Here is a 12,742-nt window from a genome sequence, read left to right as displayed (position 1 = left end):
TTGCAGGCGCTACCCGGCTTGTGCCAGTAGCGCCGCCAGTGTTGCTCTGCTCGGGAAAGCCAGACGTGTTCCTGGGCGGCTGATGGTGATAGCCGCCGCCTGGCTTGCATGATGCAGGGCAAGGGCATCTGGCCGGGTGTTGCGCAGCAGTGCAGAGGCCAGCATCACCGCCAAAAATGTATCGCCAGCACCAGTGGTATCGGCCACGGTGGCAGGCACCGCAGGGACATGCTCTGTGTGGCCGTGGGCGTGTAACCGTGCGCCCTGGCTACCCAGCGTTTCCACCACCAGGGTGCGGGTGGTGTCGGGCTGCAGTAAGCGGGATTCATGTTCGTTGACGACGGCGATGTCCACCAGGGGCCACAACTGGCGAAAATCCTCCTGGACAGGAGAAGGGTTAAAAACAGTCAGCAGTTGTTTGCGCCTGGCGCAGGTAAATAATTCCCGGGTTTTTTCCGGTGTGAAATTACCCTGTTGCACCAGCACATCACCCGGGCGGGCTGTTTCCAGTAATGCAGTAATGGTTGCTGTTTCCAGTGCACTGGCGGCATCGCAACTGGTAATAATTGCGTTGTCGTCGTCATTGGTAGTGAAAATAATTGAGGTGTCGGTGTGAACAGGTAATGGTGTTTCTGGAAATAACTGTAATGTTTCGGCCTGAAGTTGTTGGTAAATCCATTCTCCGTAGTGGTCATTTCCCCTTCCGGCAATTAACGTTACAGGTAATCCACAGCGGGATAAAACAATGGCCTGGTTTGCACCTTTGCCACCAGTATCGGCCATTATTTTTTTTCCGTGCAACGATTCACCTTTATGCGGTAAGGCAGAGCATTGCCAGGTTTCATCGACAGTAATATTCCCGGCAACATAGATATGCATAGCCGTTTCCTTTTTTAGAGGTTTAACATGGGTTCTATATCAGCAACAAAAACGAGCGCAATTCAAGATATTTTTTCACGAGATAAAGTAGTGATTGGTGTTATTCATTGTGAAGCCTTTCCTGGCGCGCCAAAATATAATGGCAAAGATTTTAGTAGTATTGTTGAGCGCGCGCTGCGTGATGCGGAAAATTATATTGCAGGTGGTGTTCATGGTTTGATTGTGGAAAACCATGGCGATATTCCTTTTTCTAAACCCGAAGACATTGGCCCGGAAACAGCGGCATTTATGGCGGTGATTACTGATAATATCCGCCAGCGTTTTTCCGTTCCTTTGGGGATTAATGTTCTGGCAAATGCCGCTATTCCCGCGCTGGCGACGGCGCTGGCGGGTGGGGCGGATTTTGTGCGGGTTAACCAGTGGGCCAATGCCTATATCGCCAATGAAGGTTTTGTGGAAGGGGCCGCGGCAAAAGCTCTGCGCTACCGTAACCAACTTCAGGCGAGCCACATTCGTGTTTTTGCCGACAGCCACGTAAAACATGGCAGCCATGCCATTGTGGCAGACCGCTCCGTTGCTGAGCTAACCCGCGATGTCGAGTTTTTTGAAGCCGACGCGGTGATTGCCACCGGGCAACGTACTGGTGACAGCGCCACATTGAGTGAAATTGACGATATTCGCAGTGCCACGTCGCTGCCTTTGTTGGTGGGCTCGGGTGTGACGCCGGACAACGTGGCGACCATTTTAGGCCGTACCCAGGGCGTGATTGTTGCCAGTGCGCTGAAAGAAGGCGGGGTCTGGTGGAACCCGGTAGAACGTGAACGGGTGGTGAAGTTTATGGCTGCTGCCCGCCCGGCACTGGAGGCCTGATGACCGCATTCAGTGACCAACTGCTGGCCGACCATATTGATGTATGGAATGCGATGCAACAGCATCCCTTTGTGCAGGCTATTGAACAGGGAACCTTGCCAGAAACCGCTTTTCATCGTTACCTGGTTTTCGAAGGGGAGTTTGTGTTCAGTGCAGTGGAAATTTTGGCTCAGGGGTTGAGCCATGCGCCGGATGTATCACGCCAGCGCTGGTTAATCCAGGGGCTGAATGGCCTGGTAGATACCCAACTTGGCTGGTTTGAACGCGTAATGGCAAAGCGCGGTGTGGTTGCTGAACACTGGCAACCCGCGCCTGCCGGGTTTATTCGGTTTCGCGATGGCATGCTACAAGCCGCCCGTACTGGCGGCTACGCCGACATCATGGTTCTGATGTTTGGCGCTGAGTGGATGTATTACCACTGGTGCGCGCGTGCTGCTGCCCGGCCACAGCACGATGAAGACCTGCGCGACTGGTTATCTATGCATGCGGATGATGCTTTTTACCAGCAGGCGTGCTGGTTGAAACAGGAAGTGGACCAGTGCGGTTTAACGCTTTCCGGGCAGGAAAAGCAGCGGCTCAGCCAGTTATATGGTGATGTCCTGGCGTGGGAAATCGATTTTCACCAGGCGATGCTGGGTTAAAAATAATACCCTGCCATGGGAAATTGACTCAGTGGCAGGGTGTTTGTAACTGGTCGGTTAAAGCCTGAGGTAAAAAGGGATCTCAGGAAGATCGTTACATGGCCGTCAGTGCCGTTATTTCCGGGGTTCCATCCATCGCACGGAAAAATACCCGTCATTGATGCCTTCAGCACGCTGCACATCATGCACGAACCACGCATAAAGTGCAGCTGGCGCGCTGTACCACATCATTGGTAACGGCTTGCCATCAAAGCCTGCGGTACCGCATTCTATAAAGTGACTCGCCCGGGCACAGGCTGGTTTGTGAATATTCTCCATAAACATCTGTGGCGGGTTATGCAGTTGCCGGGTTAGCAGAAGGTTTCCCGCATTGGCCACATCCGACAGCCAGCCCCAGTGTTTTTTCAGGATACGAAGATCATCTGCCACCTCATCCGCCGCCTGTCTGGCCCGCGGAGTGATACCCAGCAGCCCCATCGACGCACCGGCAGATGCCAGAATGCCAGTTTGAATGCTCTCCAGCCGCCGTAGCTCGCGTTTGTACTCATAGTGCTGTATACCCAGCCATTCAAAATAGCTGTCCAGGTGCTGGTTCATCGCCCTGTATTTGAGCGAGGTATCAGGCATGGCTTCCTGATACCGGCTCACCCACTGCCCGGCAGACTGGTTTTCTACGCCGTCCTGCATGCTAAAATAGGCAGCAACCACAGGATCAAACTCATCTAAATTTTTCAGGGCAGGAAAGGGCACGGCGGCCTTCATGGCCTCCACATACATTTTCCTTAGCGCCACCCGGCACAGCTCGGCGCTCGGTTTCTGTTCATCTGGCTTCAACCCCCCGCCTATATCCTCGCTGCACCCGGGCATCAGCACCTCCTGATGCTCAAAACCTTCCCGGCCGGTGCGGTATACACACCGCCAGCGCCGCCGTTCATGGGCCGCCACCAGATGCAGCGATTTTTTGACCGCTTCCGGCAGCGGAGACATATGCTCAAGATATTTTCGCCCGAACAGCGACCCCACCGTTCCTGCCGTTTTAGTAACCGGGCCGGGCAGCCAACTGACTGCCGCCGCCGCGTAGTCCAGGCCATTGTCGCTGCTCTCCGGCGTATCCCGCGAGCAGTCAAACAGCCCGGCAAACACGATATCGACCGGGATGCCGCGAAAGGCTGGTTTTCCACTCGTCTTTTTGTCGCATATTTCACCCAGCAGCACATCGAGAAACTGCCGGGCCAGCGTACCCCCCATGTCAAAGCCAAAGACGGACACCGAAATCAGCCGTACAGGAACCTCTCCGGATTTTACCGCCTCCTCAAATGACAGTTTAAAACTTGCTTTCGCGCTGTTAAGGCGCGTATCAACACCAGTCGCAAAGTGCCAGGCCATAAATTCTGAGTCACGCAGCCACGGGGTCGCCTCAATGCTCACCCGCTTCAGGGCATTTACCGCCGAATCCTTGAGCATTCCCCGCCGCCCCTTCGGGGTCAGCAGCGTGTTCTTCATCTCTTTCAGAACATCTTTGCCGCTGGCGCCACCCACCGACGACTGAAAGGCCTCTTTGGCCATATCCACGGGCTTGCCCTTCAGGTCATCCAGCAGCGAGCCCAGGGATTTATCCATCATCACCTGCAGCCGCTCTGCTGTTGTCTCTATAAACGGCGTGCCCAGGCCGGATATGTAGTGCGCCTGATATGAGTCTGTAAAAGTGTTTTTTTCTGGCAATGGATATGCCCGGTACAGTCGCGCAATATTGCTCAGCCGGTTTGCTGGTGCATCCTGCTCAATATTGCGCCCCACCCCGTCAAAGAAAAAACCGATATGCAGTATCCTTGAACAGTTTCCCAGCCGGTATTCACAGGCCTGTGCCGCCTGGTGTGCGGCCGCCATTAGTGCATCCAAATCTATTGCCATGGTCACTGGCCCTCTGTGTTTACGGGAGGGGGGGTGTGATTCGGGTTGCGCGGGTCATAGGGTGAGAAGGCGTTATCACTCCACCCCAGCAGGACCCGGTCGCCCGGTAAAAAATGAACATGCAGGTCGTTTTCACCCCGCTTACGCTCAGGCATTGGTATAACAACCTTATGAACCTCTGTGCGTAACCCGGCGTTGTACTGCGCTCTGGTATAGGTAACGGTCCAGATAACCTCGGCGGTCTTCCCGCGGATACTGCCGCAGCAAGTGGTTTTACCATTCTCACCCGAATATTTATTATTGGGATCAAAAGCCCCGGCATTGCCACCAGCCACGCCGTTCACACTGAAGCCCAGAATGGGCCGGTCAATCTTGCTGTGAATAATCAGCCTCACGCCGCCCATTGGCGGTGCCCAGAACATCACCCACACAACCCACCCGAGCATAAACACCACCGGCAGCGACAGCACACCCCAGATCCACACTTTACGCCGGGCATAAAACCGGGTTACAGCTCCGTCTACCTGCTCAAGCCTGTTAAACAACCCCATGATTACCCCCTGTTATGTACATGCAGTTAAGGTATTCACAGGCCTGTGCCGCCTGGTGTGCGGCGGCGACAATCGCGTCAAAATCCATTTTCATGGTTATTCTCCTTGAAGAAGCTCAGAGGGGGTATAGTTTGGGCTGCGTGGGTCGTAGGGTGAGAAGGCGTTATCACTCCACCCCAGCAGAACCCGGTCGCCCGGTAAAAAATGAACATGCAGGTCGTTCTCGCCCCGTTTACGCTCTGGCAGTGGCATAATGACCTTGTGAACCTCTTTGCGTAACCCGGCATTGTACTGTGCTCTGGTATAAGTAACGGTCCATATCACCTCGGCGGTCTTCCCGCGGATACTGCCGCAGCAGGTTGTATTTCGGCCAACCCCGGAATGTGGATTGTTGGAGTTGTATACCCCCGTATTTGGCCCGGCCATCCCATTAACACTGAATCCCAGAATGGGCCGGTCAATTTTGCTATGAGCGACAAGCGTCACGCCGCCCATTGGCGGTGCCCAGAACATTACCCACACAACCCACCCAAGCAGAAACACCACCGGCAGCGACAGCACACCCCAGATCCACACTTTACGCCGGGCATAAAACCGGGTTACTGCCCCGTCCACCTGCTCAAGCCTGTTAAAAAGTTCCATGATTACCGCCAGTTATCCATTCAAGCCGGCATTATAACAGCGCACGAATAACCACAAAATAATAATGCTATTAAGCACAACATCTGCTGTGAATGCCTCACTAATGTCCTGGCGTGGGAAATCGATTTTCACCAGGCGATGCTGGGTTAAAAATAATACCCTGTCGCGCATATTTAAATAGGTGATGGGGTATTTGTAATGTTCTGGTTAATATTTTATGCGCTTTTTTATTGAGGTGTTTATTGTTTTTAACATATGCTAATTATGACTAAAATATAGTCATTAGTATGTAATTATATTTCCATGAAATATAATTAACTGATTGTTTTAACCTAATTTTTTTGCATAACATGCTGTTATTTTGCGATTTTACCCTCTTGTATTTCTATATTTTTCATATGGTTGGGGTGATTCTTGTTAGTGCAGGTAAGTAAAGCGGATATATTACAGTCATTGATTTAATGTTGTTATTATTTTGTCCGGGTAAAATAGCACTCTCTGATTAAAAATCTGTTCAGGTATTTTCGTTATTCACTGCCGCTTTCTGTTGCAGTGATTGCGTATATTGGTTGTTTATTTTTTATAAATTTTGCAAGGACACTGTCTCTTTTACCTGGAAATAGATGTATGAAATTATCACCGACAAAAAATAAGTTAGCGGCAGGCATAATGCTGTCTCTGGTCTGTTCTGGTGCATGGGCTGCTGATCCTTTTGCAGTTGATTCACCGTGGATGCTGGGAGACTGGGGCGGTACGCGTAGTGAACTTCACGATAAGGGCATAGATTTCAATGTAAATTATGTCATGGAAGCGGCGACGAACCTTGGTGGTTACCAGAAACACACTACGGCACGTTATACCGATCAGTGGATGTTTAATACCCATCTGGATCTGGAAAAACTGTTAGGCTGGCAGGACACGGAGTTTCAGGCAACCATCACAGATCGCAACGGGCAGAATCTTTCTGATAATTTGAGTGATTCACGTAGTCCAATGCTGTCTTCTGTTCAGGAAGTTTATGGCCGTGGGCAGACCTGGCGTTTAACCCAGTTATGGTTGAAAAAAGGGTTCTGGGATGACCGCCTGGATATTAAAGTTGGCCGGGCCACTGTGGGTGAAGACTTTGGGTCTATCGAAACTCACTTCCAGAATTTAGCACTTGGTCCTGGCATACCAGGAAAATCACGCAGTAATTATTGGATGAACTGGCCAGTTTCGCAGTGGATGGCCAGGGCGAAAATCAATTTCACGCCAGAAGTCTATTTCCAGGTCGGGTTATATAATGAAAACCCGTATAACTACGACAAAGGGGATGGCTTCCGTTTTGAATTTACTGATTCCGATGGCAATCTGGTTCCGTTTGAACTGGGCTGGCAACCTGAACTGGGGCCGGACCATCTGAAAGGTAATTACCGGCTGGGCGGTTATTATACTTCTGCTCATGGGTCGGTATACCATACCTGGCAAGATGGCAGTTATTCATCTGAAGCCCATGGATATGGCGGTTACCTTATCATCCAGCAACAACTGTTTGCTCAGGGGCATGATAACCACCGTGGTCTGACGCTTACGCTGAGTAATATTATGAACGACAGACGCACGTCAAAACTGGATAACACTCAGACGGTGGCACTGGCCTGGAAAGGGATGTTTGAGTCCCGTCCTAAAGATGAAATTGGTCTGGGTGCAGCCCGGTTGCATGTTAATTCAGCCTATAGCCGGATGCTGGAACGTGAAAATGAATATCACGGAGTGAGCGACTATAACGACGCCACTTACCTGCCAGTGATTCATGGCGCGGAATATGATTACGAACTCTACTATTCAGTTAATGCGACAAACTGGCTGACTATTCGCCCGAATATTCAATATGTCGCCGCGCCTGGCGCGAACAGTGCTGTGAAAAATGCCGTAGTGGCAGGGCTGGGTGCCAGCCTTAATTTCTGACGCAGCAGCAGGTTTGCACTTTGGCAAGCCACAAATGAAGCTGGTCGGGCGAGTTCCTGGCCGGTTTCATTATCTTCTCTTGATAAACAATACCGGTAAAAACGCATAATCACCTGCCGGGCGCATTCCTTGCCGCCACGCTCCTGAAGTGTTAAAAGATGCGCCTTTACGAAACAGGACAGGGGAAAGACGTGGCAAATACGTCACAACACACCGGTGAGTTGCTAACGGAGGAGACATCCGGGCACCACCAGGAACTGCACCGTGGGCTGAAAAACCGCCATATTCAATTGATAGCGCTGGGTGGGGCAATTGGTACCGGGCTGTTTTTAGGCATTGGTCCTGCTATTCAAATGGCGGGGCCTGCAGTGATATTGGGTTATGCACTGGCCGGGATTATTGCTTTTCTGATTATGCGCCAGTTGGGTGAAATGGTGGTGGCAGAGCCGGTATCCGGTTCTTTCGCTCACTTTGCCAATAAATACTGGGGGCCTTTCGCCGGTTTTTTATCTGGCTGGAACTACTGGGTCATGTTTGTGCTGGTAGGAATGGCTGAACTGACTGCTGCAGGCATCTATATGCAGTACTGGTTCCCCCATGTGCCTACCTGGATTTGGGCGGCCGTTTTCTTCATTGCTATTAATGCCGTAAATCTGGCGAATGTTCGCCTGTATGGTGAAATGGAATTTTGGTTTTCCATTATCAAAGTGCTGGCAATTATTGGCATGATTGCCTTCGGCTTGTGGTTGCTGTTTTCCGGCCACGGCGGTCAGCATGCCAGTTTCAGCAACTTATGGCGTTATGACGGCTTTTTTGCCACTGGAACTCACGGGCTGGTGATGTCTCTGGCGGTGATTATGTTCTCCTTTGGTGGCCTGGAGTTGATAGGCATTACCGCAGCGGAAGCTCACAGCCCGGAAACCACTATTCCCAAAGCGATTAACCAGGTTGTCTACCGTATTCTGCTGTTTTATATCGGATCACTGGTGGTGTTGTTGTCGCTTTACCCCTGGTTGAATGTCAAGGCAGACAGTAGCCCATTTGTGATGATTTTCCATGAACTGGACAGTAACCTGGTGGCTTCTGTACTGAATGTTATCATTCTTGTTGCCTCGCTTTCGGTCTATAACAGCGGAGTTTATTCCAATAGCCGTATGCTGTTTGGCTTATCTGTACAGCAAAATGCCCCGGCTTTCCTGGCCCGGGTGAATAAACGGGGAGTGCCGGTATACGCTTTATTGCTGTCAGGGATTATTACTTCACTGGTGATAGTGATTAACTACCTTTTGCCAGAAAAAGCCTTTGGTTTGCTGATGGCGCTGGTGGTGGCAACACTGCTGCTCAACTGGCTGATGATTAGCCTGGCACACTTGAAATTCCGTGCCGCCATGCGGCGTAAAGGCCGTGACAGCCGCTTTCCTGCGCTGTGTTACCCGGCCGGGAATTATTTGTGCATCGCCTTTATGTTACTGATCCTTGGCCTGATGTGCACCATGGACTCCATGCGGCTGTCGGCCATTCTGTTGCCTGTCTGGGTGTTGGTGTTATTTGCCGCATTTTGGCTGCAGAGGCGTAACAGGGCAGTATTATAATCAGGCGTTATTCAGGGCGCTAAAGGTGCAGGCATATGTTAACCGGAATGAATCACCTGACACTGGCGGTAAGCCAGGTTCAACGCAGTATGGATTTTTACGCCCTGGTGCTCGGGTTTGCACCCAGGGCACAGTGGGCCCGTGGTGCATATTTATCTTTAGGTGATCTCTGGCTATGCTTGTCGCTTGATAAGCCAGATATATCAAGTGATTACACACACTATGCTTTTACTCTGGAACCCGGAAAAATGGCGGAGTTCCGCGCCAGGCTGGCTGCCTTTGGCATAGTGGAGTGGAAGCAAAACCGTAGTGAAGGTGATTCAGTCTATTTTCTTGACCCTGACGGGCACAAACTGGAAGCCCATTGTTGTGGGCTTTCCAGCCGGCTTGCAGCCTGCCGGGAAGCACCCTGGGAAGGCATGGTTTTTTACCCGCATGGCGAGTAACCTGGAACGCACCAGGGCAGACAGATACCGGTAACTGGCATGGGAAACTGGGAAAGCCCGCGCAATGTTGGCTGCTCTCACCGGGTATGATTCCTGCAGCCAGGCAGGTTATTACCCCACGTTAAAAAGTTAACTCCTTACCACTTAAGTGGTTTTTGGTGTTCATAAAACATTTCTTATAGTTCTCAGTGGGTTACTCTGGCACTATAGGGCGCGGTAATGATAACCCGCTCTGGTGGCTGCTGTTTATGGTGGCTGGCAACCACGGGCGTAAAGCCACCACTGTGTAAATACAGCGTGCTGGCGGTATAACAAAACAGGGAAAATTATGCGTTTCAGGGGATTACAACTGGGTGTGGTTTTACTGGCACTGGTTGGCAGCCAGCCAACAGCATGGGCATCTTCAGATGCAGGATCCTGCCCCTGGGGAGTGTTGCGCTGCCCACTACAAGGGGTGCCGTTTCTGGATGTAGATAACGATACCAATGATAACTTGCTGCGCCTGGTAAGTGCCGGTAAACATTTTACCTTGCCAGTGTATGCCTTCCCGCTGGATGCCAGCACAGTACGTAACGTACATTTCGGTTACCACTATGATGAGCCTGAGTCACCGGTGGGTGACCCGGTTGCGCCACAAGATGCGGCGCTGGCAGCATTAAAAAACCAGTTGGCCGCGCTGGGTATACCTGGCCAAACACTCAATGTGCCTGGGCCGGGCGAACTGGATACGCGCTTTGTGTCTAACTCAATTTCTTCTACCGTCTCATTTATCACGGCTTTACAGGCTGAAAGCTCACTGTCGCCAGAGCAGCGCAAAGCACTGGCTCAAATTCGCCTGGCCTTGCTGGCCGAGGGGGGCGCGGTTGATGGTGACGACCATGTAGATAGCGCAGCCTGGCCGCCAGATTCTGCCGCCGGCGCTTTTTACCGTTATTTATCTGCAGCCCGCGCGTTTTACTACGGTAATTATTCTGTTGCCCTGAATACCTTCAGCCAGTTGGCGGAAAACCCGCAGAAATGGGTTGCGCAGGCAGCAAGTTACATGCTGATTCGCACAAAATTAAATATGAGTGCGCAGTATGCGGAAGATGAATACGACATGTTTGATGCGCGCAATGTGAATCAGGGCATGGTTCGCGAGGCGCGAGAACTTGCTCAAAGTTACCTTGCCACCTGGCCAGATGGTGAATACCGGGATTCCGCTGTAGGCCTGTTGCGGCGTATTGCGTGGTATTTGCAGGACTGGTCGGTACTTGGCCCACAGTATGAAAGCGCGCTCACTCATGCCACCGATGCCGCTTCGCTGAAGACGCTTGTCGCGGAAACAGACAGTAAGTTTTTGAGCCGCGATCTCTATGGCTATGGGTATAACAACGATTTTGTATCCGATGCCAGAATGCCATTGCTCACTTTCATTCAGTTTCTGCGGTTATTACGCGAGTTCGAACGGACCGACAGTTCAGGCCCCAAAATTACAGCTGATTCCCTTAAAACACTGCAACTATTGTTTAACCAGGCGGGGGAACAACCCTGGGGTGATTACCTGCACACGGCCTGGTTGTACTGGCAGCGGCAGGATTACCCGGCAGTGCTGGCGGCTGTCACGCCACAGGCGCAAGTGAGCGATGATGACCTGCCCGGGTTCAGCCAGCAGGTTCTGTATGGCTATGCGCAAGTGGCGTTAAAGCAGTGGCCGCAAGCTCTCGCGCACTGGAAAGGCCTGTTGGAGCATACCCAAAATGGCGAGCGCAAGGCATTTCTGGAAGCTCAGGTGGCCGCTGCTGAAGTGGAACAGCAAAAAGTGGGTGACATTTTTGCTGCAGGCAGCCCGGTAACTAACCTGCGCTACCGTTCACTGGTGCTAAAAACGCTTGCCTCGCGTGAGTTACTGCACCAGCAAGTGAGCTCGGGAATGAACGATGACGAACGCACCATTGCATTACATACATTACTGATGCGTGATTTGATGGCGCAGGATTATTCCGCCTGGCTGGCAGATATTTCTTTGCAAAACCACATTGCCCACCCGGCCGGTGGGGAAGACTTCAGTGATGTTTCCCTTGCACAATTTAGCTGGGATGGAAAAGGGGCTGAAACGGGTTATTACTGCCAGCCCCTGCAGGCTACGGTTCAGGCACTGGCTAAATCCCCGGCGGGCAGCCACAACCTGAACTGCCTTGGGGAGTTTATCCGTACTGCGGGTGCGCAAATTAATACCTGGCCAGAAAGTGGCGGTAATGCCGGGCTGGACACCGCCGTGGAGCACCAAAAACCGGTCACCCAGCCAGACCGTATGGCGCTTTACCGCCTGGTTATTAACAACCCAAATAGTGAGCCGGAAGATAAAAGCTTTGCGCTTTACCGTGCTGTGATGTGCTATGCCCCTTCCGGGTATAACGATTGTGGTGGCCAGGATTTGAGTAAAGCGCAGCGCAGGCAGTGGTTTAACCAACTACACCGTGATTACCCCGGGAATATATGGGCAAAACAGCTGCGCTATTACTGGTAACCGGGCTTTTGGGCATAGTGCCTGCCATTTTGGCTGGCACTATGCCTGCTACGGAAACGAAAACAGTAACGGTTACCCCCAGCCACTATGATGCTTTCTGGCTGTGGTCAGGCAGGCGTTTACCCGGCGGGTTACCGGCTATTCGTACCTTGTATCTCCATCAGGGCGAAGTGTTAAACCTGCACGGAAAAGCTGTATTTATGCGCCAGGGGCAACCTGTTGCTTCGGTGAAAGCTACCCACATTTGGCTGACTGTCCGGCTGGAGACGCTGGCGTTACCCGACGACCAAATTGGCCGCATGGTTAACTTATTGCTGCGCTGGAAAAAGGCCGGGAATCATGTAGTGGGCTTGCAGTTGGATTTTGATGCAGCAACCGGGCGTTTGGCTGAATATGGCGTATTTTTGCAACGTGTTCGTGCAAAAATGCCTGCTGATTTCGCATTAGGGGTGACCGGGTTGCTTGACTGGGCGCAAACCGGAAGTGTGGCACAACTGAACCTGTTACCCATTGATGAAATTGTGGTGCAGACTTATCAGGGGAAGCGCACAGTGCCTGGCTATCAACGCTATTTACCCGCCTTGCAGGGGTTGCATATTCCTTTCCGCATTGGCCTGGTTGAAAACGGGAACTGGGGGGATATGCCTGGTGAGGTACGGGATTCGGCATGGTTTCGGGGGTATGTAGTTTTCCTGGTGCAATAAACGGCTGAGTGCCGCAAAGCTGAATCTGTAACTGTACTAATAGCTGAATC

Annotated in this window: 11 protein-coding genes; 7 read left to right on the top strand and 4 right to left on the bottom strand. The window is 51.8% G+C overall.

Translation table 11 applies throughout. The annotated features are described in order from the left end of the window. Positions 1 to 9 precede the first annotated feature (9 nt). On the bottom strand, positions 10 to 879 hold the full coding sequence (locus DT73_RS07810; RefSeq protein WP_036106567.1) for a PfkB family carbohydrate kinase: 870 nt from the start codon (positions 877 to 879) through the stop codon (positions 10 to 12). Between the two features lie 27 nt (positions 880 to 906). Here DT73_RS07810 and DT73_RS07805 point away from each other — a divergent pair, with 27 nt between their 5' ends. Continuing rightward, on the top strand, positions 907 to 1,749 hold the full coding sequence (locus DT73_RS07805) for a BtpA/SgcQ family protein (RefSeq protein WP_036106565.1): 843 nt from the start codon (positions 907 to 909) through the stop codon (positions 1,747 to 1,749). Beyond that, positions 1,749 to 2,390, top strand: a complete 642-nt coding sequence (locus tag DT73_RS07800; protein WP_036106562.1) for a TenA family protein — start codon at positions 1,749 to 1,751, stop codon at positions 2,388 to 2,390. Before DT73_RS07805 ends, DT73_RS07800 begins: the two co-directional genes overlap by 1 nt. 114 nt (positions 2,391 to 2,504) lie before the next feature. On the opposite strand, the gene DT73_RS07795 is transcribed toward DT73_RS07800, so the two are convergent. From DT73_RS07795 to DT73_RS07785, 3 genes are all read right to left on the bottom strand, one after another. Beyond that, positions 2,505 to 4,112 carry a phospholipase effector Tle1 domain-containing protein gene (locus DT73_RS07795; RefSeq protein WP_369792583.1) on the bottom strand — a complete coding sequence of 536 codons (1,608 nt, stop codon included), beginning with the start codon at positions 4,110 to 4,112 and terminating at the stop codon, positions 2,505 to 2,507. Between the two features lie 191 nt (positions 4,113 to 4,303). Further along, positions 4,304 to 4,852: a DUF3304 domain-containing protein gene (locus DT73_RS07790; protein ID WP_036106549.1), complete on the bottom strand. Its 549-nt coding sequence runs from the start codon at positions 4,850 to 4,852 to the stop codon at positions 4,304 to 4,306. Between the two features lie 96 nt (positions 4,853 to 4,948). Next, on the bottom strand, positions 4,949 to 5,494 hold the full coding sequence (locus DT73_RS07785; RefSeq protein WP_036106547.1) for a DUF3304 domain-containing protein: 546 nt from the start codon (positions 5,492 to 5,494) through the stop codon (positions 4,949 to 4,951). 627 nt (positions 5,495 to 6,121) lie between these two features. Here DT73_RS07785 and DT73_RS07780 point away from each other — a divergent pair. The 5 genes from DT73_RS07780 to DT73_RS07760 all read left to right on the top strand — a co-directional run bounded on the left by DT73_RS07780 (position 6,122) and on the right by DT73_RS07760 (position 12,692). Next, a complete protein-coding gene (locus DT73_RS07780; protein ID WP_036106545.1) occupies positions 6,122 to 7,441 on the top strand; it encodes a carbohydrate porin in 1,320 nt (439 codons plus the stop codon). A gap of 221 nt (positions 7,442 to 7,662) precedes the next feature. Further along, the gene (gene pheP, locus DT73_RS07775; protein WP_170123766.1) at positions 7,663 to 9,033 is read left to right on the top strand and encodes a phenylalanine transporter; all 1,371 of its coding nucleotides are present in this window, start codon (positions 7,663 to 7,665) and stop codon (positions 9,031 to 9,033) included. A gap of 35 nt (positions 9,034 to 9,068) precedes the next feature. Then, positions 9,069 to 9,479, top strand: a complete 411-nt coding sequence (locus tag DT73_RS07770; RefSeq protein WP_036106542.1) for a VOC family protein — start codon at positions 9,069 to 9,071, stop codon at positions 9,477 to 9,479. A gap of 328 nt (positions 9,480 to 9,807) precedes the next feature. Next, positions 9,808 to 11,988, top strand: coding sequence for a hypothetical protein (locus DT73_RS07765; protein ID WP_036106540.1), 2,181 nt, complete (start codon positions 9,808 to 9,810; stop codon positions 11,986 to 11,988). Beyond that, entirely contained in the window at positions 11,958 to 12,692 is a 735-nt protein-coding gene (locus DT73_RS07760; protein ID WP_036106537.1) for a DUF3142 domain-containing protein, read from the top strand. The genes DT73_RS07765 and DT73_RS07760 overlap by 31 nt, the downstream gene beginning before the upstream one ends. Positions 12,693 to 12,742 lie beyond the last annotated feature (50 nt).

Source organism: Mangrovibacter sp. MFB070 (genome assembly GCF_000705335.1).
Taxonomy (GTDB): domain Bacteria; phylum Pseudomonadota; class Gammaproteobacteria; order Enterobacterales; family Enterobacteriaceae; genus Mangrovibacter; species Mangrovibacter plantisponsor.
This window is presented reverse-complemented; position numbering and strand designations above follow the sequence as displayed.